This is a genomic window from Furfurilactobacillus milii (genome assembly GCF_021654115.1).
Taxonomy (GTDB): Bacteria; Bacillota; Bacilli; order Lactobacillales; family Lactobacillaceae; genus Furfurilactobacillus; species Furfurilactobacillus milii.
This window is the reverse complement of the sequence record NZ_JAIWJF010000001.1, coordinates 230346-256548: the sequence shown is the minus strand read 5'-3', so window position 1 is coordinate 256548 and position 26203 is coordinate 230346. Positions and strand designations below refer to the sequence as shown.

Annotated in this window: 27 protein-coding genes; 8 read left to right on the top strand and 19 right to left on the bottom strand. The window is 43.2% G+C overall.

Annotated features, from left to right (window positions below):
- Window positions 1-2 precede the first annotated feature (2 nt).
- The 6 genes from LDK34_RS01085 to xylB all read left to right on the top strand — a co-directional run bounded on the left by LDK34_RS01085 (window position 3) and on the right by xylB (window position 6703).
- Window positions 3-587, top strand: coding sequence for a hypothetical protein (locus LDK34_RS01085; protein ID WP_236941218.1), 585 nt, complete (start codon window positions 3-5; stop codon window positions 585-587).
- A 261-nt stretch (window positions 588-848) separates the two neighbouring features.
- Complete coding sequence (locus LDK34_RS01080; protein WP_236941217.1) at window positions 849-1826, top strand: LacI family DNA-binding transcriptional regulator; 978 nt, start codon at window positions 849-851, stop codon at window positions 1824-1826.
- A gap of 156 nt (window positions 1827-1982) precedes the next feature.
- A complete protein-coding gene (locus LDK34_RS01075; protein WP_236941216.1) occupies window positions 1983-2678 on the top strand; it encodes a D-lyxose/D-mannose family sugar isomerase in 696 nt (231 codons plus the stop codon).
- 105 nt (window positions 2679-2783) lie between these two features.
- Window positions 2784-4142 carry a sugar porter family MFS transporter gene (locus LDK34_RS01070; protein WP_178913336.1) on the top strand — a complete coding sequence of 453 codons (1359 nt, stop codon included), beginning with the start codon at window positions 2784-2786 and terminating at the stop codon, window positions 4140-4142.
- Window positions 4143-4157: 15 nt separating this feature from the next.
- Complete coding sequence (locus LDK34_RS01065; RefSeq protein WP_236941215.1) at window positions 4158-5198, top strand: aldose epimerase family protein; 1041 nt, start codon at window positions 4158-4160, stop codon at window positions 5196-5198.
- A 2-nt stretch (window positions 5199-5200) separates the two neighbouring features.
- A complete protein-coding gene (gene xylB / locus LDK34_RS01060) occupies window positions 5201-6703 on the top strand; it encodes a xylulokinase (protein WP_236941214.1) in 1503 nt (500 codons plus the stop codon).
- A gap of 189 nt (window positions 6704-6892) precedes the next feature.
- On the opposite strand, the gene LDK34_RS01055 is transcribed toward xylB, so the two are convergent.
- The 12 genes from LDK34_RS01055 to LDK34_RS01000 form a co-directional block, all read right to left on the bottom strand.
- Window positions 6893-7696 (bottom strand): MetQ/NlpA family ABC transporter substrate-binding protein, encoded by an 804-nt coding sequence (locus LDK34_RS01055; protein WP_236941213.1) that lies wholly within the window; start codon window positions 7694-7696, stop codon window positions 6893-6895.
- Window positions 7697-8117: 421 nt separating this feature from the next.
- Window positions 8118-9482, bottom strand: coding sequence for an MFS transporter (locus tag LDK34_RS01050; RefSeq protein ID WP_236941212.1), 1365 nt, complete (start codon window positions 9480-9482; stop codon window positions 8118-8120).
- Window positions 9475-10020: a PadR family transcriptional regulator gene (locus tag LDK34_RS01045; RefSeq protein WP_284144483.1), complete on the bottom strand. Its 546-nt coding sequence runs from the start codon at window positions 10018-10020 to the stop codon at window positions 9475-9477. The genes LDK34_RS01050 and LDK34_RS01045 overlap by 8 nt, the downstream gene beginning before the upstream one ends.
- A gap of 117 nt (window positions 10021-10137) precedes the next feature.
- Complete coding sequence (locus tag LDK34_RS01040) at window positions 10138-10725, bottom strand: DJ-1/PfpI family protein (protein ID WP_236941210.1); 588 nt, start codon at window positions 10723-10725, stop codon at window positions 10138-10140.
- Between the two features lie 72 nt (window positions 10726-10797).
- Entirely contained in the window at window positions 10798-11187 is a 390-nt protein-coding gene (locus LDK34_RS01035; protein ID WP_236941209.1) for a hypothetical protein, read from the bottom strand.
- 11 nt (window positions 11188-11198) lie between these two features.
- A complete protein-coding gene (locus LDK34_RS01030; protein WP_236941208.1) occupies window positions 11199-11777 on the bottom strand; it encodes an NAD(P)H-dependent oxidoreductase in 579 nt (192 codons plus the stop codon).
- Entirely contained in the window at window positions 11767-12366 is a 600-nt protein-coding gene (locus LDK34_RS01025) for a TetR/AcrR family transcriptional regulator (RefSeq protein WP_236941207.1), read from the bottom strand. Before LDK34_RS01025 ends, LDK34_RS01030 begins: the two co-directional genes overlap by 11 nt.
- Window positions 12367-12496: 130 nt before the next feature.
- Complete coding sequence (brnQ, locus tag LDK34_RS01020; RefSeq protein ID WP_236941206.1) at window positions 12497-13867, bottom strand: branched-chain amino acid transport system II carrier protein; 1371 nt, start codon at window positions 13865-13867, stop codon at window positions 12497-12499.
- A gap of 487 nt (window positions 13868-14354) precedes the next feature.
- Window positions 14355-14837, bottom strand: coding sequence for a GNAT family N-acetyltransferase (locus LDK34_RS01015; protein ID WP_236941205.1), 483 nt, complete (start codon window positions 14835-14837; stop codon window positions 14355-14357).
- Window positions 14838-14853: 16 nt separating this feature from the next.
- Window positions 14854-15294, bottom strand: coding sequence for a MarR family winged helix-turn-helix transcriptional regulator (locus tag LDK34_RS01010; protein ID WP_236941204.1), 441 nt, complete (start codon window positions 15292-15294; stop codon window positions 14854-14856).
- A 267-nt stretch (window positions 15295-15561) separates the two neighbouring features.
- Window positions 15562-17142, bottom strand: a complete 1581-nt coding sequence (locus tag LDK34_RS01005) for an MFS transporter (RefSeq protein WP_236941203.1) — start codon at window positions 17140-17142, stop codon at window positions 15562-15564.
- Complete coding sequence (locus LDK34_RS01000) at window positions 17126-17668, bottom strand: PadR family transcriptional regulator (RefSeq protein ID WP_236941202.1); 543 nt, start codon at window positions 17666-17668, stop codon at window positions 17126-17128. The genes LDK34_RS01005 and LDK34_RS01000 overlap by 17 nt, the downstream gene beginning before the upstream one ends.
- Window positions 17669-17842: 174 nt before the next feature.
- On the opposite strand from LDK34_RS01000, the gene LDK34_RS00995 reads away from it, so the two are divergent.
- A complete protein-coding gene (locus LDK34_RS00995; RefSeq protein WP_236941201.1) occupies window positions 17843-18304 on the top strand; it encodes an NUDIX hydrolase in 462 nt (153 codons plus the stop codon).
- A 19-nt stretch (window positions 18305-18323) separates the two neighbouring features.
- Complete coding sequence (locus tag LDK34_RS00990) at window positions 18324-18998, top strand: hypothetical protein (RefSeq protein ID WP_236941200.1); 675 nt, start codon at window positions 18324-18326, stop codon at window positions 18996-18998.
- Window positions 18999-19095: 97 nt separating this feature from the next.
- On the opposite strand, the gene LDK34_RS00985 is transcribed toward LDK34_RS00990, so the two are convergent.
- The 7 genes from LDK34_RS00985 to tkt form a co-directional block, all read right to left on the bottom strand.
- On the bottom strand, window positions 19096-19923 hold the full coding sequence (locus LDK34_RS00985) for a histidine phosphatase family protein (RefSeq protein ID WP_236941199.1): 828 nt from the start codon (window positions 19921-19923) through the stop codon (window positions 19096-19098).
- 122 nt (window positions 19924-20045) lie between these two features.
- The gene (locus LDK34_RS00980) at window positions 20046-21086 is read right to left on the bottom strand and encodes a zinc-dependent alcohol dehydrogenase family protein (protein ID WP_236941198.1); all 1041 of its coding nucleotides are present in this window, start codon (window positions 21084-21086) and stop codon (window positions 20046-20048) included.
- A gap of 16 nt (window positions 21087-21102) precedes the next feature.
- On the bottom strand, window positions 21103-21708 hold the full coding sequence (locus tag LDK34_RS00975; protein ID WP_236941197.1) for an NAD(P)H-binding protein: 606 nt from the start codon (window positions 21706-21708) through the stop codon (window positions 21103-21105).
- A 69-nt stretch (window positions 21709-21777) separates the two neighbouring features.
- Window positions 21778-22278: an MFS transporter gene (locus LDK34_RS00970; RefSeq protein WP_284144482.1), complete on the bottom strand. Its 501-nt coding sequence runs from the start codon at window positions 22276-22278 to the stop codon at window positions 21778-21780.
- Between the two features lie 19 nt (window positions 22279-22297).
- Window positions 22298-23085, bottom strand: a protein-coding gene (locus LDK34_RS00965; RefSeq protein ID WP_080487858.1) for an IS5 family transposase whose coding sequence is annotated in 2 segments (ribosomal slippage) — window positions 22298-22827 and window positions 22827-23085 — 789 coding nt in all. Because the reading frame shifts where the segments join, the coding sequence is not laid out codon by codon here.
- 3 nt (window positions 23086-23088) lie between these two features.
- Complete coding sequence (locus tag LDK34_RS00960) at window positions 23089-23970, bottom strand: MFS transporter (protein ID WP_236941195.1); 882 nt, start codon at window positions 23968-23970, stop codon at window positions 23089-23091.
- A 222-nt stretch (window positions 23971-24192) separates the two neighbouring features.
- Entirely contained in the window at window positions 24193-26178 is a 1986-nt protein-coding gene (gene tkt / locus LDK34_RS00955) for a transketolase (protein WP_236941194.1), read from the bottom strand.
- Between the last annotated feature and the right edge of the window lie 25 nt (window positions 26179-26203).

Below are 26203 nucleotides of genomic sequence, written 5' to 3'. Positions count from 1 at the left end.
TTATGACAAAGTATTTGAACGTTAACGGCAAAGAAAACCGTAACCTTGTTATTCCAGATGATTTCGTTGCAGTTAGCCGTGAACAACACCCTCGTAATGGCGAACAGGTAACCGTCGTTCGCTACCAAAAGGAAGGTCCAGTAGTTCTCAATAACGCTCACGTAACGGTTATTTACGGTAGCGACAACCGCCTCATCAGCTACAACAACTTCAGTTTCGAAGAACTAGGCAGCTTGCCAAGGAGTCAACAAGCAATCAACCTTGCGACTCAGGTCTTTCAATCCATTGATTCAGCTTACGCTCATCAACTGAGCTTCATGCGCATTGACCAAGAAACGCGCACCTTCACCAATGATGCTGGTCAACTCGTAACCACGCCGATTCTGTGGGTCAAGTTCGCTCATCACAACGGTTCCTATAATTGGGTCTCAATTGGACCAAACAACGAAATTGTTGAAATCGAGCGCGAATCACGCTGGGACTTCGGTCAATGGCGTCGTGGAACAGAAGAGTGGAATCTTGATGACTGGGTCTTAGCTCGTGAAGGCAAAGGACCACAACTTAAGGCGCCTTCTGCACTCGCCTAAAAGATCTGTCTGTTTCACGTGTAACAAAGAAAGTTTCTCAAGAACTTTCAGTTCCAAAAGACAAAAATCGTAGTGAATTTTAACCGCATAAAACGACATGTACTTAGCCACATTGAGTACATGTCGTTTTTGTTTATACATATCCAAACATCTGTATAGCAAATTAAGAAAGCGCTATCAAAAATAATAAAGTTATCTTGACACACAAATTTTTAGGGTTTATCTTGTATATGAAATCGATTTCATAAAGGCGGCAAAAAATTGTCAAAGCAAGTTACTATTAAACAAATAGCACAATATGCGGGAGTATCAGAAGCAACCGTTTCTCGTGTTCTTAACCAACCTGAATTGGTCAGCAAACAAACAATCCAGAAGGTTAAAGATGGGATGGACGAATTGCAGTATCGGCCGAGTGCCCTCGCACAAAGCATGCGAAATCACACTACCAAAACTATTGGTGTGGTTATTTCAAATGTATTGAATCCGTTTTTCACTACCCTCGTCCGTGGTATCGAAGATGCGGCTACTAAGCGTGGCTACTCTGTGATTGTTTGCAACACTGACGAAAATCCAGATAAAGAACAACGTTATATCAATATGCTAGTTGATCATCAGGCGGATGGCATCATTCTGGCTAGCACCGGTAATCATGCCAATTATCATTCAATGGTCAATGACATGCCTCTCGTCTTCATCGATCGTATGCCACAAGGTAAAGATGCCAATTTATACGACACAGTTTTAGTTGATAACGAAAAGGGCAGTTTTAACGCTGTTGACGCTTTAATTAAACAAGGCGCAACCCGCGTTAATGCCATTGTTAGCCCCGTCGCCACAACCGGTACAGAGCGTTTAAATGGCTTCCGAAAAGCACTAACAGCTCATGATTTTCCGATTCGTGAGCAAGATATTGCACTTGATGATTACCTTGGTAAACACACAGCTGAATTGGCACTTAATCTCATTCAAACTAATCAGTGCGATGCTCTCTTCTGTGGTAACAATGTGATTCTAATGAATGTGCTGAAGGTCCTTAAAGAATGGCAAATTGAGGATATGAAACTAGCCGTTTTTGATGATCAGCCTTGGTTTGATTTTGTTCAATATCCTATTATTTCAGTAGATCAGCCAGCATATCTTATTGGTACCAAAGCGTTTATTACACTCATGGATCGCCTCGCTAATCCTGATCGCCCCGTGACGCATGACATCGTCCGGACTAAATTAGTAATTCGGTAATAAATTACTTTTTTTATCAGAGCTTTTGTAAGCGCTTCCTTAAGTGCATTACATAAAAATCCATTAATGATTTTTATGGTCTTTTATGAAATCGATTTCATTTCGTTAAATCAGCTAACAAATACCTAGTCTTATACCTAAGGAGATTTATATATCATGAAACGTTCACAAATTAACACCATTTTGGATAACTTAATTGCTTTTGCCTCAGAACACAAAGTTTATTTCCCAGAGTTTGCTAACTGGACAACCGAAGACGTGAAGAATGCCGGCCCAGAATATCAGGAAATCTTTGACAACATGTTGGGATGGGATGTCACAGACTTTGGCAGTGATGACTTTGCTAAACGTGGCTTGGCTACGTTCACTTTCCGTAATGGTAATTTCAACGACAAAAAAACTTATCCAAAACCTTACTGTGAAAAAATTTTGATCCTTGAAGACGGTCAAGAATTACCAATGCACTTCCACAAGATTAAGGAAGAAGACACTATCAACCGTGGCGGCGGTATTCTCGACATTACCGTTTACAACGCAACAGCCGATGAACAACTCGATAAAGAATCAGGTGTGCATTTAGTTAAGGATGGCAAGAAAATCACGGTTCCTGCCGGTGGCGTCGTTTCATTGGAACCCGGAGAAAGTGTCACAATGACACAACGCATCTATCACCGTTGGATGGGTCGCAAAGGCACAGGCAAGATCATGGTTTGGGAAGTTTCTTCATCAAATGATGACAACGTCGACAATCGCTTCTTTGAACCAGTACCACGTTTTTCGAACGTGGACGAAGATGAACCTATTCGTCATGTTCTATTCGCTGATTATCCTACACTGCGTGGTAACAAATAATCATCTTTTAATAGCTGGTATTCATGTTCTAACTAATGTTTGAACATGCCGTGTCCTCGTTCCCGAGTTAGGAATAAGGACACTTTTCTTGAAAGGAGAAGCATCATGACAAACAAAACGGCAAAAAGCCGCAGCAGTTGGTATATTTACTTTTTTGGTGCGCTAGGCGGATTATTATTTGGTTACGATACAGGTGTTATCTCTGGTGCATTGCTTTACATTCGAGCAGAAATGAAACTTACCTCCCTGGAGCAGGGCCTAGTCGTTAGTGCTGTTCTTTTAGGTGCCATTATTGGGGCTGCTATCATCAGTCCAATGTCCGATCGGTTCGGGCGCAAGAAAATGGTGATGCTCTCAGCATTAATTTTCTTAATTGGTGCCCTACTGTCAGGTTTTTCACCTGATGTGATAGTCTTGGTCATTGCCCGGGTCATCTTAGGTGTCGCCGTCGGTGGTGCGTCGGCACTAGTACCAATGTACCTAGCTGAAATCTCGCCTGCTCGTATCCGGGGCACGCTTTCCAGTCTTAACCAATTAATGATTATGACTGGTATCTTACTGGCCTACATCATTGACTATAGTTTTGCTAACGTCACAAACGGCTGGCGTTATATGCTAGCATTTGCTGCACTACCAGCAATCATCCTATTGATTGGTGGTGTATTGCTACCTGAAAGTCCACGATTCTTATACAAAGTTGGGCGAACTGAGGATGCCAAAAATGTATTAATGCGTCTTCGGGGAGACAATGAAGAAGAAGTTAACGATGAACTCTCAGTTATTGAAAAAGCTAACAAACAAGAATCTGGTACTCTAAAAGACTTATTCTCAAAACTTGTCCACCCTGCATTGGTAATTGCTGTTGGACTATGTATCTTCCAACAGATTACTGGATGTAACACCGTTTTATATTACGCTCCAACCATCTTTTCACAGGTGGGACTCGGAAATTCGGCTGCCATTTTAGGGACTGTTGGGATAGGTGTCGTCTCCGTTATTACTACCGGTATTGCTGTCATTATCATGGATAAGTTTAACCGTCGCACGCTGCTTAACTTTGGTTCCGTTGGCATGGCGGTCTCACTATTTACACTGGCAATCGTAACTAATTTTGCTGAAAAAGGGTCTGGACTCTCTGCCTGGATCGTTATGATTGCCCTTGCCGTGTACATTGTTTTCTTCTCTGCAACTTGGGGACCAATTGCCTGGGTCGTAATGGCAGAAGTCTTCCCGTTAAACGTGCGTGGGTTAGGAACTGGTTTTGCGAGTGTTATCGACTGGTTTGCTGACTTAATCGTCTCATTAACTTTCCCAATTTTATTAACTTGGTTAGGAACATCAATCTTCGCTATTTACGGGATTATTTGTATTTTAGCAATTGTATTCGTTTCAAAATTCGTATTCGAAACCCGCGGCCGTAGCCTTGAAGATATTGAGCAAGAGCTGCACAACCGCGCTAAATAATGGTAGGAGGACATTATGATTACTAACAAAATCGAAGAATTTGATCATCATAACGGTCGTCTTATTAAGAAGTTTACATTAATCAACAAACGTGGTTCGAGTATTAGTGTATTGGATTTTGGGGCAACCTGGTACGAATACCGTTTAGCACGTCAGGATCAAACGACACAAAATGTGTTATTAAATGAACCTGATATTGCGCATTATTTAAACAATCCATTCTATTTAGGCGCCACAATTGGCCGTGTAACTGGTCGAATTAAAAATGGTCGTTTTACGCTTGGCGGAAAGCAGTTTCAGTTACAGCAAAATGAAGGCGCTACCACTCTTCATGGCGGCCCCCACGGATTTGCTTATTTGCAGTGGGAAGGAACTATTTTGTCCACGGACGATGGTGATAACTACCTTCAATTCAGTCGACAAGTAGACCAGTCTTTGGACGGTTTTCCTGGCGCCATGACAGTAACAGTCACTTATTCGCTTTCAGAAGACGACGCTGTTGACATCACTTACCAAGCCATCTGTGATACTGACACCTTGTTCAGTCCCACTTGTCATGCCTACTTCAACTTAAATAAGGATAATCAAGACATCAGAAACCATGACATAAAGAGCAATGCTCAATTTGTTGAAGCATTGGATGAGGAACATGTGCCAAACGGCATTCTGGCTTCTATTGACAACGAAATGTATGATTATAGAAATTTTAAAAATGTTGGTCAAGCAATTAAAAGCATTATTGACAGTAATCACGGCGCTGGGATTGACGATACTTTTCTCACGCCTGCAGGTGCCGACGTTACCATTCGTAATCAAGAAAGCAACTTAACCTTGCAAACGACTGCGGATCGTAACGGGGTTACTATTTTTACAGCCAATGGGTTTACACCAACCATGCAAACTAATAAGGGTGTAGGAAAACCATTCCTTGGTATTGCAGTGGAACCACATATTCTTTCCAATGCGATTAACCTCGAAGGTTTTGGTAACATGATTTTAAAAGCAGGCGTTAATCAAACGTATCACGCACGGTACCATGTTTCTGAGGGGGTCTAAGCATGAGTTATGTATTGGGCATCGATCTTGGCACGAGCGCTGTCAAGGTTTCAGCCGTTAACCAGGAAGGTGTGATTGTTGCTCAGCAATCGTTTGATTATCCACTCAACCAACCACATCCTGGGTACAGTGAACAAAATCCTGAAGACTGGGTATCTGGGACCACTGTTGCCATTGTAAATTTAATCCTGAAAGATCATCTCAAACCAGAAGACATTGAAGGCATCAGTTATTCTGGTCAAATGCATGGCCTCGTTCTGCTTGACGAAAATCATCAAATACTGCGGCCTGCAATCTTGTGGAATGACACCCGCGCAGCAAAACAGCGTCATGAAATTACAGACGTTTTGGGTGATCGTTTTGAAACAATCACTAAGAATCAACCTTTAGAGGGGTTCACGCTGCCCAAGTTACTGTGGGTCAAAGAAAATGAGCCAGAAATTTATAAACAGATTGCTACGGTTTTGCTTCCCAAAGATTATGTTCGTTTTAGAATGACTGGCAAATTAGCTATTGACTACTCTGATGCCACTGGAACGGTCATGCTTGACGTTAACGAAGGTACTTGGAGCAAAGAAATCCTGGATGCATTAAACATCGACATCGATTTATGCCCGCCGTTAATTAATTCCACGGATTTCGTCGGCAATATTACGAGCAGTTACGCATCCTTCTCTGGTCTATCTACTAGCACTAAAGTCTTCGGAGGTGCAGCAGATAACGCTGCAGGCGCGATTGGCGCCGGTATTGTTGATGACAAACAAGTTATGGTAAGCATTGGGACCTCTGGCGTTGTTCTGAAGACGGAACCTAAAACAAGCAATTACCGTGGTGTGCTTCAATTTGAAGATCATGGGATCACTGACCAATACTATTCCATGGGCGTTACCCTAGCCGCGGGTTACAGTCTTGGCTGGTTCAAACGGACTTTTCTTCCAGAACATTCTTTTGATGAACTCACTAGTCTAGCCGCCGAGCGGCCAATCGGCGCAAACGGGCTTATCTTTACACCATACATTGTAGGAGAGCGAGCACCCTACGCAGATGCCGATATTCGCGGCAGTTTTATTGGCGTAGATGGTGTTCAGACTCAAGGCGACTTTATTCGATCAGTGCTGGAAGGAATCACTTATTCTTTTAAAGATGTTTTGCAAATTTATCAGAACAACCATCGTACATTTTCACAGGTTGTCTCTATTGGTGGTGGCGCCAAAAGTTCGTTTTGGCTGCAACTACAGGCAGATATTTTTAATGCACCAGTCACCAGCCTTGTTAATGAACAGGGTCCTGGATTAGGAGCTGCCATGATTGCCGCCATGGGATTGGGTTGGTATCCTGACTGGAAAACTTGTGTCGCAAAGTTTGTTCAGTACGGTAAAATATATCAGCCGCAACCGGAGCATGTCGCACAATATGAGCAATTTTACGCTGTGTACCATCAAGTTTACGAGGCAACGGCATCTCTAAGCCATCAACTGTTGCAATTGCGTCGTCAAAACAGTTAGTCGGTGTGTGACTAACCTTATAAATTTATTGACACTCGTGCACGCATGACTATTGATTCATGTTACACGTGGAACATTTATTAACTGCTTAGACAGTAAATACCCCTGAATGAATCTTCAGTCGGATTCATCCAAGGGTATTTTTGTGTCTGATGAAATTCTCAGATGCTCGCTAATTTAACATTAATTCTACCAAGCCGGTAACGTATTTCCTTTGTAGTACTTCTTCAAATTCTGCTTGGTTGCCTCCGTCTGATAGGCCTTCACGATCTTTTTGTACGTTGCGTTGTTCTTATCCTTCTTCAAGGTTGAAACAACATTGATGTACTGACCACCTGTCTTTAAGTGTTCAGCATACAGAGCATCCTTAAGTGATAGCTTAGCAGCCGAAGCGTAGTTACCATTGACGACTGCAGCATCCGCACTGGATAGAGAACGCGCTGTTTGTGCCGCATCGACAGTTGTAAACTTTAAGCCCAATCGATTCTCAGTGACGTCCTTAGTAGTTGGCAAGCTAGCCTTTTTCAGTTTGATAAATCCAGCCCGTTTCAAAAGCACTAATGCCCGTGTTTCGTTAGCCGCGTCATTCGGAATCGCAATCTGCGCACCGCGTTTGATTTCTGACAATTTCTTAAACTTATTAGAATACAGTGCTAATGGTTGAAAATAAGTATTCCCAATAGCAACGATGTTAGTGTGATGTGCTTTGTTCCACGCATCTTGGAAGTTTAAACTTTGAAACGCATTAATTTCTACGCTGTGGTCTGACAGCGCCGCATTCGGCTGAGTATAGTCGGTAAAGTTCACAATCTTTAAGGTAATGTGGTCCTTCTTTTCAGTCTCCTTGCCGACGGCCTTCCAAATGGCCGCATCCTGGTCGCCCACAACACCGACTTTTACGGTTTTATTGCTACTCTTTCCACAACCTGCTAATGTCAACGCCAATCCAAGCGTAATGCCTAACGCTGCTAATAAACGTCCCGTTTTTTTCATATTAAACCTCTCCCTATCAAATCAAATTCACGACGGTTAACTAAACAGATAATCGACAGCTTTAAAATTGAACACAAAAATAAGCGCTCCCTAAGTCCATCACTTAAGAAGCGCTCACGCACGATACCATTCTTGTTTCACCAAGACTTACATCTTGATGCTTACTAGCCACTTTCATGGCGTGCACAATAATGAGTGCCGGTCATTGCCACCTGTCCTTGCGGTTCAGTGACACCAATCACAGGCCATTTTCATGTTGTGCCCTGCGACCTCGTTTCAGCTAAAGAGGCTCTCTAAGCGCTGACAATCAACATTACTTTCCTGATCAATTCGTTTTGCTGTTTGATTGACAAAAATATACGCCCGTTACTATTAAAAGTCAATGAGAAAAATTGTTCTACCTAAAGTAAGTCGTTTGAAACTAAATCGTACTTTCACCGATATTTCGACTGACCGTCGTTAACTCAAACATTGGCCACAACATGAGCAATCCTAAGAAAACAAAACCAAACTGATAAGCGTGTCCCAACGTCATTGTTTGACTGAGAACGGAGACGATCACTGTAATCAAGGACACCCCTAAGCCTTGCGCTAAGGTCATAATCACAGCCGTTAGCGTGTTCGCACTATTACGTTCAGCTAAAGGTACATCGGCAAACGTCAGGCCATTGTAGGCAGTTAACGCCAAGGAACGTCCAACACCGGAAATAAATGCCAGCAACGCGATAACCCATGGCCATGTTGACGTCGTAATCAATGCCAAACAGAACGAACTGACCATCACCATCAAGAAGGCGCTAAAGAGTGCGCCACGATATTTTAGCGTTTTGATAATCACCGTCGTGAAGGGTTTTATGCCAATATTTCCCAGAAAAATAAAAATCACAAAGCCTGATGCTTTAACCGGTGACCACTGAAAAATCGTTTGCAAATAAACCGTCATTAAGTATGGCATGGCCCCGACTGATAACCACAAAACGCTATCGCCCGTTTGTGTGAACCGAAATGATTCAATTCGTAGTGATGAAACGGAAAACAAAGGATTTTCAACTTTGCGTAAGTGAAAGTAGGAAAAGACTAACATCCCTGCACCAATGACGACCATCAGTGCTGCTAATAGCCATTCCGAATGACCATGAGTCGCTAATTCTGCCCCAGCCAAAATCAATCCTGATGCAATCGCGATCTCAACAAAACCGATAACGTCAAACTGGCGATGTTCTGCTATTTGAGCATCTTGATCAATCAGAAAAAGCCCAATCAAGATAATAATGATTCCCATCGGTAAATTAATCAGAAAAATCCAGCGCCAGTTCCACCATGTCACAATCAGGCCGCCGATTAACGGAGCAATTGCTGGCGCAATCAAGGCCGGCCATACTAAGTAACTCGTCATTCGCAATAATTGTGACGGGATCGTCTTTTCCAACACAATCAGTCGAGCCGTTGGTGTCATCATTGCGCCTGACATTCCCTGAATCACCCGCATCCCCAGCAGAATCGCAAACGTAGGTGCCAGCGCACTGCCCAGCGAACTCAACGTAAATAAGCCAACGGCCAATAGCCACATGCGTTTCTTACCAAATCGATCAGCGAGCCAGCCACTTAACGGAATAAAAATCGCAACGGTAATTAGGTAAATACTCACTAGCAGTGCAACGGTGGCTGATCCAGTCCGAAAATATTTCGCCATACTCGGCAACGCCGTGGTGACAATCGTCCCATCCATGATTTCCATGAAGAGGCTCGCCGCCATTAATAACGCAATTTTGATTTCTTTAGTCATTCGACTGAAGGCCCCCGTTCTTCTCCAGTGCTTTTTTAAAGTCTTGAATCCACTGCTCCGTTACCTGCGCTTGACGAAGACGTAACTGCATCTTCTGTGCCGCATACCAGTGATCTTTGTGCTCGTGCTTCTTTAAGTGTTCCAACTCCGTTTGACAGTCATTCACAATGGCGATTTGCTCGTTCATATACTGATCCAGCAATCCCTGTTGATCAGTTAATGGCAGATGCTGCATTGAATCCAGCTTGATTTGAAAAATATCATCCGTGTGAGCACCCTCAGGAACTGGCGCATACATTAATTCCAAGAATCGCGCCTCACCTTTTTTTGTAATGGCTGCCAGTTTTGTCGACCGTTTGTCGTCGCCTTGGACCGTTAGCGTGATGTAACCTTCTTTTGCCAAACGTTCGAACAGCGGATAAATAACACCAAAGCTAATTTTTCGGTGACGACCAAGTGACACCTGCATTGATTGACGCAAACGATATGCCGTCTTTGAATTCTCCATCAACTCTCCTAAAATATATAACTCATTCATCATCTTAGTGTTTACCGTCCCTTTATATCTTTTAGATGTAAATAATATATATCTAAAAGATATAAAAAGCAAATAAAAAACGGCCACATTTTGATGTGTCCGCACAGTTCAACATCCTTATTGATAAGGGTTGCCATACTTTGTTGTATAAGCATAAAAACCAAGTTTATGTAACTCGACGCCCATCGCAATCTCCTTTGCTGAGGAACCAATCATTTTAAGAACCTGTTCCGTAAAGTCTAATGCGGCAGTCCCGTTGGCAGTAACGAGGTTTCGATCGCTGACAACTTGAACGTTTTGAAAATCAGTCGGGTTTTTATAGTCTACATAATCTTTCCACAAATATTGGGCATTCCCAGTGTGCTTAAATCCTGTTAACAAACCAGTTCTCGCTAGAAAATCAACGGCTCCACAGATGGCTCCAACTGGAATCTCGTTGGCTAAACTGTGAGAAACAAGCTGATAAAGTGACTCATCGTTAATACTCCAAGAATTGCCACCTATTAAAACCAACAAATCAATGTGCTTAGGGACGTCAGAAATCAGATCATCGATTTGGGTTGTAAATCCACCGATAGATTTAACTACGGGCTTGACCGATGCCGTTCTAATCTGCCAATCTTTCTTTTGATTCAATTGACTGGATAGATACGCTCCCTCCCAGTCAGCAAATTGATCCAAAACGACAAATTCTGCTATTTTCATAAATAATCTCCCTTTTACGAATGTATGTTCGCATTTATAGTGTACACCTTTTGGGAAATTATTAGAGTCACTCTAGATTGTCCTTGCTAATAACTGATCATAAGCTTCCTTCAATTCAGACTTATCTGTTTTACCAACAGCCGTCTTGTTGGCAGTCACTAAAAACAGTTCGCTGGCCTCCAAGAGTTCACTGACTTGCTGATTGCCAATCAGTGTTAGCACAAAGACATAGATCCTCATCGTATGAACAGCGCTCAATGAATCACCATCGCTAACGCTGTCAGTCAATCCGTTAACTTGACGAATCACATCCAGGCTTAACCGTGCCATGGCTGTCTTAGCCCTATAAATGCTCTGTTTGGCCGCCCGTCGTCGTTCAAAAAAGTTAAAAAGTAATGTCGTGAGCACCGCCGCAAATGTCGCTGCACCCGTAAACCAATCCGCTAAAGATCCAATTTGCATTAAGATCACCCTCAAATTTGATTCACAATTTGTTTTAAAAACGCCTGTCGTTGACTAAAATGGCTGTTCGTAATGCCACCACAATTGGTCCAATGCCGCTGCTTGATTCCCAGCTGTTTAAGCGTTGCCCCCATAAAAACACGCTTAATTGCATTCCCGGAAAACAACTTCAAATACCAGGTTGGTGACGTAGACGTCGTTAAAACATCGGCCCGTTTGATATTCGTCATCCGACCCTTAACACCTCGAGGAGTGTTGACGTAAGCAAACTGGGGCTTCATAACTTTATCAAAGAACCCCTTCAACATACCCGGTAGATCGTTCCACCAAATCGGCGTAATGATAATAAGATTCGTACTACTCCGCAACACCTTTTGATATTTAATGACTAGCGGATCCGTGGTGTCACCATCTTTAAACTTGGCCAGTTCAGCTACAGAATAACGTGGATCAAATTGATCTTTATACAGGTCAATAACGTTATATGCCTCACCTAACTGATCTAACTTTTCTTGAACCGTCATCAACACCTGATGATTAAAACTTTTATCATACGGATGGCAATAAACAATTGTTGTTTTACTTTGCATCGTTAACGCCCCCGTTTTTCACAATGTCATCAATCATACTGTCCACAACAGCCTCATCATAAGTTAGCGCACCGTTAACAATGAGTTGCGCGTAGCCAAAGATGAAAGACCACAGCTTGGTAAACAGCAAGTCACTCTCTTCGGTCAGATGATAGTCATGCTTTAACCCTGCGACTTCCTGACTCATATAACGTAAAAAGGGTTCCTCGGTATTAGCGAAAAAATTCTGCTGCCGATACTCTGCTAGTGCCCTAGGACTGAAGAAAAGAAACGCCACTGCATGCGGTCTTGTACCTGCCCAAGACACAATCATTTTCCCTAGTTTTGCAATAATCTCCCTGTGTTCCTTGGGACTAAGTTGCCCCACACTTTGAATAGCATCGGTTTCAAACTGACGTGAGACCTCTTGCAAGGCTGCATCCAACAAATCATCTTTTGATTTGAAATGCTTATACACTGCCGATGGCGCAATACCAACGGTCTTAGCCGCCGTCCGTAAAGATAGCAGGTGAAAGTCGTTCTCACCGACAAACTTAACAGCATACTCAACAATTCGCTGACGCGTATCCGTTGTCCTCAAATCTGCCACATCTATCATTTCCTTTGGATTTTGATTTTAGGATAACACCGTTCACCTAAATTGACAATAAAAAGCGAACTTCAGCCTAATTCTCATTAGACAATAAAGTTCGCTTCGTTAATTCACTTTAAGTGCAACACTATTCAACCGAATTTTGCTTTGGATCTCGTTGCAAGGCGACTAATCCCAGACCGACAATTAAACCGATAAGCATAAACGGTAAGAAATCCAGTCCATCTTTGAACAAGGGAAAGAACTGTTGGGCAAAATGATTGCAGGCTTTAACCACTGTCAATTTGGCAAACACTGGTGGCAAAGCGTGAATGAAATCAAAGATTGCCGGAATTAGTACTAGATAAATCGTCGTCCGATAAATTGTGGCATTCTGATGAATCAAAGGCTGCAAGATCCCCAGCACAATCAGACTGATAGCCAATGGATATAACAACATTAATAATGGCGTTGAGAAGGCAATAATCTGAGTTAAGCCGATATTAGCAATCAGAAAAGCTCCCACCGTCGTTCCCAGTAAAAACGTCCGGTACTGAACACGTGGAAAACGACGACTGAGGTCTTGTGCCAGTGATGTGATAAGCCCGATGGCGGTGGTCAAACAGGCTAGCAACGTCAGTGCGGCTAATAAGGCCGTCCCAATCAGCCCGGTATAATGTTCCATAATCTGACCAAAGGCTAGCCCACCGTTAGCACTCATTGATGTGTACCGTAAACTAACGGCACCAAGCATGATCAAAAACGTGTAAATAATTGTTTCTAGTGACATTGAGAAAAGACCAATCTTAGCGATGGCCCGTGACTGAGCGCCCTCATTGTGCACTCCCATATACTTGAGCGCATTGACAATCGTTACCCCAAATCCAAGACCGGCCAGAGCATCCATCGTGTTATACCCTTGTAGGAACCCGTTTGTCAGCCCACCAATTGAATTAGCCGCGCTCACAAAAGGCACATGGGTTAAATCACCCTTGATTACCAAGGCCCAGAAGAAAATAAACGTTAATAACAGGAGAAACATTGGATTGAGGAGTTTGCCAACATACAGCGTAATTTTTTGTTGATTACTGGCCAGCAGGAATGTCGCCAAGAAGAATAAAAATGAAAAAATGGCTAAACTGATTGTTTCAGTCCCTTTTGGAATAAAAGGAACGACGCCGATTTCAAACGTAACCGTCGCCGTCCGGGGCGAGGCAATCAACAGTCCCAGACTGGCGTGGGTCGTTAGCAGAAAGAATGATGCAAATCGTCTACTCACTGGCCTAGCCAGATCATACATGCTATCGCTACGTGTCACACTGATAGCAATAATCGCCAGCAACGGCAATAAAATTGCAGAGAGTAAGAAACCAATCGTAGCGGTGATCCACCCCTTGCCGGCTAGTTGACCCAAGTGAATCGGGAAAATTAGGTTGCCGGCACCAAAGAACAAACCGAATAATAATGATCCTAAGACGTAGTAATCGCGTCTTGTTAAGTGTTTTTCTCGTTGATCCATATGGTCAACCTCGCTTTCTGTGATTGGGAGTTATGGGAACTTGCGCTTTTGGAGTTGGTACTTGTACATAGCTATAACGTGCTTCAAACCGGAGTTGGTCACACTCACATACAAAAAAGCGCCCCCGCAACATCTCTGTTGCGAAGGGCGCGAACGCGGTACCACCTTGCATCGTTACACTGTCACCAGCATAATCTCATAAACTGCAGCCATCAACCGGCTAGAGTTTGGTGACGATAATGGGCACCACCCCACTGAATTTCAATTTGAAATTCAAAAGCTCACAGGTTACTTTCACAAACATTGTGCCACCCATTCTCATCACCTAGGGCTCGCTTCAAGCACATCTTGCCTGTTACTCCTCTGCTTCATAACTTGTTTAATCTATTGTTAGCTATTTTAAATAATTGATGAGAAATGTCAATAGATTTTAATCTGAAGCCATCCAAAAAGTATTTTCTGGAAACAAGGACACAAATCGCGTTACTTATTGGTTAAACTCCATCAATTCTTCAGTCATATGATAATCGGCCCATGTGTCGTTAGGCTTCGTATCTGTCAATTTAAAGCCAAACTTTTTGTACAGATGCACTGCAGCTTCACAGATGTCAATCGTCCATAAATAAACGTGACGGTACTCATGTTGCTTACAAAAAGCCATCGCAGTAGACATGAGCTTGCTACCGACACCTTTCCCCTGAACAGATGGATCGGTACCAAACAATCGTATTTGACCAGTACCATCTTTTTTACCAATAACACAGATTGAGCCAACAATATTGCCATCCTCCTCGGCAATCCAAAGTTCGTTACCTTTGGGCTGATCGTATAACTCTGTCATAGCATGTAAAAAATAGTGTTCAGTGTTCGGTAGAAAATGAAATTGGTTTGAAAATAATCTGTAATAGAAATTGACCACTAAGCTAGGTTCACCTGGCCGATATGTTCTGACTGTGACTCCTGTTGTCATTCGCTTAATCCTCCTGTTAATGCTGATTTATATCCAGTTTTTCCCTGATTACATCCATGGCACTCACAACTTTCGCTTTATCTTCGTCAGATAACGGCGCCACTAAAGTGCTAATTTGCTCATTCGTGCTTTGAATCAATGTTTGAACACTCGCATGTCCATGTTCAGTGAGCGCGATGAGACTCACCCGTTTATCTTCTAGAGAAGGTCGACGAGTGATGAGCCCTTTCTTTTCGAACGATCGCACGATTCGGCTCATGTAACTCCTGTCGATGCCTAACAGGTTAACTAAGTAATTGGCAGGACAAGCCTGCTGTGAACTGATTTCAAAGAGAATTCTGGTTTCGGTCAATGTAAAGTCACTATCCAAGAAATGTTGATTAAGCGTTCCAATTAGAGTGGTATAAAAACGGTTAAACTCCCTAATCTGATCGACAGTTTGCTGATCTTTATTCAAACGATGGCCTCCCTTTTGTTGACTGTGTCCACAACAATAAACCAGTTAGTGGACATAGTCAACATATTATCTATAAATAAAAGCCAATCCACACGCGGGATTGGCTTTTAAAACATGCTTAATAGGCAGCTACGAAGCGAAAAATAATTGTCTCGCTTCGAAGAAATATTGTTAATATTTACTCGGTCAAAAAAGATAAAAACATCATGGGGAGATTCTTTCCACGCATGTTTTCAATACTATTATTCCCCGGGAAATGTTATGCCATTATTTTTTCTCATGCTGTGGTTCCTTAATCATAAAGCCCGCGGCAACTGCACCCACAACAACTAGGGTAATAGCTGTCACAAGAACGCCTTTATAGCCTTGATTAAATGCGCTGAACACTGCTTTATTCATTTGTCGTAAAACTTCTGGTCCATTCGCATAATGTTCAGTAAATTTCTTTGCGCCTTCGACAACACTATGGCCGGCCATTGGTCCTGCCTGGTGAAGGCCTTTCGTTATCCCTGCCACTGCTTGTTGTGGTAACTGGCTAATTGCCTTTATGTTTGTCGTAACTGCCGGGTCATAAATATGGCTCAAACGTAAACCGTAAATAACCACTCCAAAACTGATCCCTAATTGCCGAAAGACATTCATTACGCCACTTGCCATACCAACCTGACTCATTTTCACGCTATCCATCGCTGCCGAGGACAAAGGCGGATTCACAATTGCATTACCGATGCCTAAAAGTGCAAAGCCAGCCACAAAGTCAATATACATAACGTTGAGGCTAACGGCGTGGTAAATAATCAAAAAGCCGCAGCCAATTAATAACAGCCCACCACTGATCATCCAACGTTTTTGCCAACGACCGGACAGCATGCCAGCAATAGGACCCAAAATCATACTGAAAATACTGATTGCTAACTGTCTAACCCCCGTTTGCATAGCAGAATACCCAAGGTAATCCTGCATCCAAATCGTCAAATACGTGAAGAAGGCATATAACCCGGCACCCAAACAGAAGGCAGCAATAATGGTGCCATCGAAGGAAATTGATTTAAAAATGGCTAGGTCAATCATCGGACTCTTAAGCCGATGTTCCAGCAAAATGAAGCCAATCAATAGCACAATGCCCGCAATCAAATAACCAGCAACATGCAAGTTTGACCAATGCCATGCAGAATGGGTCTCCTTTTGAACCAGACCAAATACGAGACTAAACACCATTGCAATACTTATCAACATGCCAATCCAGTCAATTGAGCCCTGCCGATTACCGTAGCTTTCATCAACAAAGTAGATGGCACCTAGCAATGCGATAATACCAATTGGCACATTGATCATAAAAATAGCACGCCAGTTGAATAGCTGAATCAAGTACCCGCCAAGTAGCGGCCCCATAGCGGTGGCAACCCCAATAACAGAACTCCAAATACCAAACGCCAATCCACGGTCACGCCCGACAAAGGTTGATGCCACAATCGTCATCGACAGGCCCATAATGCCCGCACCACCGATTCCTTGAATCGTTCTGAATAGATTCAGCTGTAGTCCTGTTGTAGATAGCGCAGAAGCTAATGACCCCAAAGTGAAAATTGTTAATTCAATAAAGAAAATTCGCTTGCGTCCAAAAATATCGCCGAGTTTAGAAGCAACCAATAAGACGACAGCGTAAGCCAACGTATACGCATTGATAATCCATTGAACGTCGCTAAATGATTCGTTAAAACTTTTTTGGATAGTTGGCAACGCCACGTTAACGATCGTCACATCCAGCAGTGACATAAACACCGCCACACACAGCGTTGCCAAGCTCAGCCAGCGGCGAGTACCACCGGCATTAGTTCTTGTTTCCATTCTGTACCTCCTCGATTGTCGCCCTAGTCCATTCCAGTGCCGCCGTTGCTTGAACCTTAGTTAGTGTCATCAACCGAACAGCATCTTTAAAGTCATCTGGTGTAATCTTCGTCTTCTGTAAATAAGCTTCGGCATCTGCAACATCTTCAATTTTATTTTCCAAATAATGTTCAAATTCGCCTAAAATACTGAGTTGCAGACTCAGTTCAATCTGATGGAAGTTACGAAACTTAACTTCATACGTAAAGTCAGTGTTTTGATTCAATGGAACTGGACCTTTCATGAGTTCTTCAAATCGTTTTCTACCCAGCTCAGTCAGTGTTGCATCCTTTTTGCCACGATTAGCGTCATCCTGACTGTCCGTTAATGTAATAAATCCCTTAGCTTCCAATCGATCCAATAACGGGTAAATCATGCCAAAACTAATTTTTCGCCGGTTACCGACGATTCGTTGTAGAACAGTACGTAACAGGTAGCCAGTCATCGGTTTATCTGTCAGTTGTCCCAAAACAAATAATTCGTACATTACGATGCCTCCATATATCAGTTCGATATGTCATTCGTGAAATTATCATATATCAGACTGATACATCCGTCAATAATTAACTTAAAACGATTTTTTTGAATTAATTACTTTCATCCTTAGCGGCACACTTGTACGATAGGTTTAAAATAGCGCAATATGAAAGATGACGGTCTGATGCTTTTAAAAGATTACGCAAATATAGCTGATCCACCACAATATCCGGATGACCTATTTTCCAGTGCATTTGTCATCTGTCAATTTCAAGCACGTTACCTCATTGGCTTCAACAACTGGCGTTTGCAATGGGAAATTCCCGCTGGAAAACGTGAACCTAAAGACGCGCCCACTGAACCGGTTTTACAAACGGCAATCCGTGAATTACACGAAGAAACACATCAAACCGCACAAGATCTAATATTATGTGGCGTTGCCAGTATCTTCGATGAAACAAAAATGGAAACTCGAAACCGGGCCGTTTTTACCGGCAAAATTTTGCGGCCAACGCCCTTTATTTTTCACAAAGGTGACGAAATGGATAAAATTCAGTTTGTGCCCAGCCAAGACCTGAATACAATCAATATTGATCCAGTCGACTTGGCAATTGTGCGACAGTTTGAAAAACACGTTAACTTCTAATGAAGGGACCAATTGCAACATGGTTAAACAAGGTAAATACGCCGGTAGCAGTCGGCAAAAACAACTTCGTAATTTACGACAGCGAATTAGCAATAAAGGCCAACACACGATTGCCGAGACTGATTTAGTCGACTTTTTGCTCGTCCGCTGGCACCTAACTCAACATAATCAGACGCAGTTGGTTGAACAAACCACGCAGCACTTCTTACGCACTTGGCTCGAACAGGCTCAACAAACTAACACGTCTGTTTGGAACATTGCGACAATTACAACCAATACTTTGAAAGCTTTCGCCATTCAGGTGCCATGGCAATTCTACGCAATCATTAATCACGAATGGTCACATCTGCAGCACTTTTTAACCAAAGAAGTGCCTGCAGTGCCGCTTGCAGATCAACATCTTACAGACAATCAACTAACTCCAAATGATTGGCATACATCGCTTAGCACACAACTGACAGTCAACAGTTTCTTGTTGATGTTTAAGGGGAATCAACAGCTGTTAAGCAACGTATCCAATCAACAAATTGATCAATTGCGTCACAGTTTCCAGACTGAGCAGGGTCTGGATTGGCAAGCCATCGCCACTGTTTTTCAGCCGCTCACGTACACTATTCCAGCTGATGCAGACGAAGACAGTGTTCAATGGCTGACGGAGCTAGACTCGCTTACTCCTGATGCTTTACAAAAGTGAAGTGAAGTGAACTCAAAAAAGCTCTGCTAGACGACCAGTGTTTGGTCGCCTATGCAGGGCTTTTCGCGGTTTCTAAATTTATTTCATTATGTGAAAATTACTTACTGGTTTTTGCGCCTTTATCAACGTAGCTTAATGTTCCAATTGGACCAGATACTTGGAGCTTCCCATTCTTGTAAACAAGCTTAGTAACTGCGGCATTCTTTAACGGCTTACCCTCGTACTTCTTGCTCATTGTGGACAAGTATTCGTTGATGGACATTCCTGAACTAACGACCAGAACATTACCGCCACCGTCTTTTGAAGTCGTCTTCGCAATGTGATTAAGTTCCGTCGTCATCCGTTGCTGAACTTCTTTAGCACTTTCGGCACGGTCGGCTTTGACTAATTTAGTATCCTGACTGTTTTGAGTGTCGAGCTTGTGGTAGGCGTCCTGCAGTTGATTCCAGTAGTCCTTACCCGTTTTCTGCATGAACTCATCGCCAGTCTTGTAGCCATATACACCGGCAATCTTGTTATTATCGGCAGCGATACTGTCACCTTCAAAACTACCGTAGCCACCTTCGCGCAAATCTTTATTCTGGCTAACAGAGACATGCTTATTGCCCGAGTACTTCAATACTTCCTGCGCCGTCACTGTTTGACGGGTTAAGTCCCCAGTGTAGGCTGCCTTGAACTTAGTATTTTTCAAACCACGACCTAAATCATCGGCTACTTTAACCCCGTTCTTAGTCAGTGGAAAGTTGCTCCAGCCCTGGACGCGCATCATAACGTTGGCAGTCGTTTCACCGTGACGAGTTAAGTAAATGGTCACTGGTTTTGTGCTAGCAGCTGTAGCCGGTTCACTAGTGACGTTGGCAATTCCAAACGTCCCTAAAGCAGTAATCGTACCTAGAATAAGTGCAAATTTCTTCTTAAATGACATGTAAAAATCTCCTCAATTAAGTATTATAGAAACCGCTTACATAAGCATATCAAATAAAATTGGCGAGTTCTTCGTTTATTAGAGAACCCGCCGATTTTATTAGGAAATGTTCATAAAGTAAATTATTGACTCACTATGAGTAATGACTTGATAGCTTCACGCTTGTCCATTGCAGCGTATGCATCCGCAATGTGGTCCAAGTCGAACCGCTTAGTAAACACCTTGCCTGGATGAATTTCACCCTTTAACACTGCGTCCAATAGAATGTTCCGGTCATCAGTCGTCACTGAAGCAATCCCACCACGGAGACCAATGTTTTTCCAGAATAGGTTATTGGTGTTCATATCCGCTTTTTGAGGCACACCAACACGACCAACAACGGCTCCTGGACGGGCGACTTTAACTGCTGTGTCAACTGATTGTTCAGTACCCACACATTCCAAAACGGCATCTGCTCCAGCACCATCTGTCAGGGACATCACGGCCTTCACTGCGTCATCCCCACGCTCTGCAACGATATCTGTTGCACCAAACGCCTTGGCTAATTTTTGACGATCTTCATGACGACTCATCGCAATTATCCGTTTGGCACCGCGCAGCTTAGCAGCAATGACACCACACAGACCAACCGCACCGTCACCCATGACAACGACAGTATCATCCTTCTTAACCTCGGCAGAGGCTGCAGCGTGATAGCCTGTTGCCATAACGTCGGCCAATGTTAACAGATCGTTCAATTGGTCATCTGTATAATCTGATGGCTGTCCAGGCACCTTAACTAATGCCCAATTGGCATTCTTAAATCGTAAATATTCACCCTGATAGCCGACTACTTCGTCATCACTTGGATTCAAGCAATCACCATCAAAGCCAGCTAAACAAGCCGCACAATGACCACAACCATGTGTGAACGGTGCGATGACAAAGTCACCAGGTTTGACGTCGGTTACCTCTGAGCCGACCTCCTCGACAATGCCGATGGCCTCATGCCCGACTGGCGTATTCTTTGGTCGGTCAGAAATGCCACGATACCACCACAAATCCGATCCGCAAACACAGGCACGAACGATCTTCAAAATAGCGTCAGTTGGCTGTTTAATTTCTGGCTTAGGTAAATCCTGCGCTTCAACTTTTCCTGGTTCTGCAAAAACTGCTGTTTTCATTGTTAAGGTCCTCCAATTATTTTCTGTTAATACCGAGGCTATCATGTGAACCAAGCGCAGAATCATGCGCGAGATGCATCACTAAGTCAGCAATGCTTTCACGTGAAACATCATGACCGCCAAACGGTTTGCCTTTCTTCGTCACTTGATAGTCTGTATCGTCCCCATTATCAAACCATCCCGGACGAATAATCGTATAGTTCAGATCAGATGCCTCAATAATATCGGCAGCATCCCGATACGTTTGCAACATTGGGTTATGTTCAAGATTACCGTCTGTGCCGACGCTAGCTGGAATTTCATTATAGATTCCCATCGACGTAATGAATAATAAGCGGTCAACATTGGCGCGATCCATCGCTGACACAATTTCGGTTGCCATTTCTGGCAGATTGCCACTTAAAGCAGCGAATACAACATCCTGATTTTGAAGTGCATCGTTCAAGCTTTGAGTGTCAGTGACATTTCCTTGAATTGCTCGCTCCCGTTGGTCATTCAGTTTACCTAATCGGGTTGTGTTTCGCGCCATTAATGTTAATTGATCGTCTGTGTGTTCTAAAAAATATTGACGGGTCACCTGACCAATTGATCCAGTGGAACCGATGACAAGTACGTTTGCCATTTAATTTACCTCCTGTTTCACGTGTAACAACATTTACTTTACAACCTTACAGTAACTTGAAAGCAACACTTATTTTTGTTTTTCTGGCAAAATCAAGAAAATGGCTGCCAACAATGAAATCAGCAATAAACCTGCACCGATTAAAATAGCATAGTGAAAGCCTATTACCTGATTTTTAAACAGACCTTGAACGCTAACCAAAATTGACAATCCGACAGACCCACCAATTTGATGCATCACGTTGACAACACCGGACGCCGCACCAGCGTCCCTTACATCAGTGTGCGCCACACCCGCAGCAGTAAACGGACTGAGCGAAAGCCCTTGTCCAATACCAATTACCAGCATTGGTAAGGCGATGCCAAGCCAGTAGCCAGTGCTAACCGTAAAGAAGCTCATCCATGTCATCCCAATAAACGTTAAAAATATGCCGATCGTTAGTAAACGCCCATTACCAAACTTCGCCGTCAAACGTGCCACTTGTAACGCCACAATAAAGTTAACAATCGTCAATGGAAAGAAAGCGACACCGGCCATTAACGCACTAAAACCTAATTGTCTTTGCATCAGTTGCGGTGTAAGAAGCTGTCTAAAATCTCTTAAGTAATAGTGCTAAAAACGCTAAAACGACCATTTGCAGACTGGTGGTTAATTGACGCTCACAATTTTTCCAAAGTCGCCGACAATTCTCTAGCCAACTAAAAGATCGTTCGACTACCCAACGTTGGGGCATGACTTCGAATCGATGCAACTCATTGCGCTTCGCAACCTGCACGGTTGCGTTTAAATTACTGGCTACATCGAGCTGAAAATTAACGCCTGAATAACCACCATCAACTAAGACATTTTGAACCTGGCGTAAATGCATGGCATGTAAAGCGATCATTGCACTGGCCCCGTCTCGATCAGAGACGTTCGCTCGCGTCATGTGAATGGCCTGCGGAAAGCCATTGATATCAACTGCCAGATGGCGCTTAATCCCCGAGATTTTCTTACCAGCGTCGTAACCTTTGTTTTCAGCAGTAGCGGTGTTTTTGACGCTCTGAGCGTCAACGATAATAAAGGAAGTTAAAGCTGAACGTCCTTGGTAAGTTCGCCGAGCAATGACAATTTTTTTAAAACTTGTTCCAATAAAGAATCAGCCGTAGGCTCAGCTTTAGTTGACCAAATTTTGTAATAGTTGTAAACTGACCGCCATTCTGGGAAATCACCGGGGACTTGACGCCATTGGCAACCGGTTTTCAAGACATATAGGACCGCACAGAAGACCTCGTAGAGGTCATATTTTCGAGGCTTAGTTCGCTTACGAAAATTTTCTAAAGCTGGTCGAATTAATTCAAATTGTTGCCGAGTAATATTGCTGGGATAATTTTTCATAGCTTAAACTCGCTTTTTACATAGAAGTATATCAAAAATCATAGATCTTGGACAGCTTCTAATAAACCAAAATCCAAGCATTGAGCCCAAATATAAGAAACGTCCTAAGTACGCACCAATACGTTCACGATTTTTAAACAACCGTAACGGCATAATCGGCTGGCTTGTTCGATATTCTTGGTAAACGAAAATTGCCAGCAGCACAATTGCCAGTATGAGCGCAGATAACTTTCCCCAAGTACCAACAATGCTGTACACCAATGCGCTCATTCCAAATAAAGAACTTAATGTGCCAAGCCAATCTAGCTTTCCAGATTGGCCACCGGCCTTTTGCAAATGACGCACAGATAAGTAGTACATCCACATACTGATAGGCACGTTGATGAAAAATCCAACACGCCATGTCAGCAAGCTTGCAAACACACCGCCAATAACTAAGCTCACACTCGCACCAATTCCGGCCATAGCACCATAATACGCAATGGCACGTACACGTGCAGGTCCTTCATAAGTATCCATCAAAATAGCCAAGGTCGTCGGTGCAAGAATGGCCGAGCCAATTCCTTGAAAGGCTCTGGAAGCGATAATCATAGGTGCATTAACTGATAATCCAACAAGTAGTGAACCTATTCCAAAGATAACCAGACCAATTTGAAATACACGGCGCCGGCCAAACAGATCCCCTGCCCGACCGCCAAGTAGCAGGAATCCACCAAACGTTAACGAATAGGCGCTACTGACCCAGGATAAAGTTTGCTGATTTAACTGTAAATCTTGAGCAATTTTAACAGTTCCCGTAAAAATAATTGAATTATCGAGCAAGATCATAAAATAACTCATCAAAATAACTAATAGTATCCAATCGAATCTTTTCTTCGTTGCCATGTTGTCCTCCTGTTGTTATGCAATGTTTGAAAGCTTAGACCTTCAACTGCACTTCAATGCAACAAGAAAAGTTTCTTTTTTCGGCGAATCGCCATTCATATGGATAAAAAAACTACTAATCGCTACCCTCACTAGGTAATCAATTAGCAGTTCTATTTTTAATCTTTCACAATCCTGTATTCTTAAAATCACTCAATAGACTAGGGGATGTTTAAAAATCAGCTATTTATCGTTCGCCTTCCATAATCGTTCAAAGGTCTTAATAATCGTGTCAGTCGTAAAACCATACTTAGCAACAACTTCTGGCCCTTTACCACTTGCCCCAAAGCGATCAACACTCACGTTGGCGCCGCGAGTACCCGTGAAGGCACCCCATCCAAACGAAGACGCCATTTCGATGGAGATACGTAACTGAACATCTCTAGGTAAGACGGATTCTTGATACTCGGCCGATTGTTGTTTAAAAATATCCATACTTGGCATCGAAACAACGGACACATCATACGAGCGATCACGTAATGTTTGCTGTGCTTCTATCGCTAGGGCCACTTCTGAACCAGTAGCAATTAAAATGCCATCGGGTGTTTGACTCTTAGCGGGTGAAATCACGTACGCACCCTTTGACACTTTGTCAGCGTCTGCCCCTTCAAGCAGTGGTGTGGCCTGTCGCGTCAAGACAAGTACGCTGGGCCGATCAGTCGTCTGGGCAATAGTCTGCCAAGCGCCCAATGTTTCGTTTGCATCTGCTGGGCGAAGCACATTAACGTTTGGAATACTTCGCAAAGCGGCTAACTGTTCAATCGGTTCATGGGTTGGCCCATCTTCACCTACGGCCAGTGAATCATGTGTGAAGATAAAGGTTGATGGTATTTGCTGTATAGCAGCCAAACGAACGGCCGCCTTTAGATAGTCACTAAAGACGAAGAATGTACTACCAAACACACGCGTGCCGCCATGTAACGTAATACCATTAACTGCTGCTGCCATGCCAAACTCACGCACACCAAAGTAAATATTGCGCCCTTGTGGCGTTAATGGTGTAAAGGCTTCGTCAGCTTTCAAACTTGTCTTATTGGACGAGGACAAATCAGCGGCACCGCCCCAGAAATTGTCATTCTCTGCGGCAATCTGTTGCATCAAATCAGCATTAACCACCCGAGTTGCTGTTGGCGTCTTATACGTGTCATAGTCCAGCGAAACATTCGCTAAATCTAGCTTATTATCCAAATATTTCTTAGCAACATCTGGAAATTTCGTTTGGTAGTCAGCAAACATGCTTTGCCAATTCTTGTAACCGCGTTGCTTTTCATCCACGGCTGCACTGTAAGTATCATAAATCTCATCACTAATCTCAAACGGAGCAGCAGACCAGTTATAAAATTCACGCATTTTGGCAACATTTTCTTCACCCAGTGCAGAGCCGTGAACCTTATTCGTCCCCGCTTCAGGCGTACCGTAACCAATAATTGTTTTGACTTCGATTAAGGTTGGCCGATCGTTTTGCTGAGCCTGTTTAATTGCGGCATAGATGTCATCCAAATTATTACCATCCAAAACACGTTCATAGTCCCACTTAGCTGCTTTAAAACGCGCGCTGACCTCATCATTAGCACTTAAAGAAAGTGGACCATCTAATGACACATCGTTTGAATCATAAAGCACAATCAACTTATTTAGGCGCTTATCACCAGCAATGTTAATCGCTTCATGACTGATGCCTTCCATCAAGTCACCATCACCAACAAGCGCATACGTGTAATGGTCAAACACATTGTATCCTGGTCGGTTCACCATAGTTGCTAAATGTTTTTCCGCCATGGCCATTCCAACGGCCATTCCCAATCCCTGTCCAAGAGGACCGGTTGTCGCATCGATACCTGCCGTTTCAGTTACCTCTGGATGTCCAGGTGTTAGCGACCCTAACTGACGAAATTGTTTTAAATCGTCAGTTGTTAAGCCAAAGTGATTAAGATGCAACAAACTGTAAAGCAATGCGGAGCCATGACCGGCACTCAATACAAAGCGGTCACGATTAAGCCACTTAGGATCTTCGGGATTGAAATTCATCAATCTTTCCCATAAAACATAGGCCATCGGTGCAGCATCGATTGGCAACCCTGGGTGTCCACTGTTAGCCTTTTGAATCATGTCAACACTCAGAAAGCGGATTGCATTAACGGCGGCGGTATCTTTTTCAGTAAATGTCATTTCTCTTTTATCTTCCTTTCAAAAA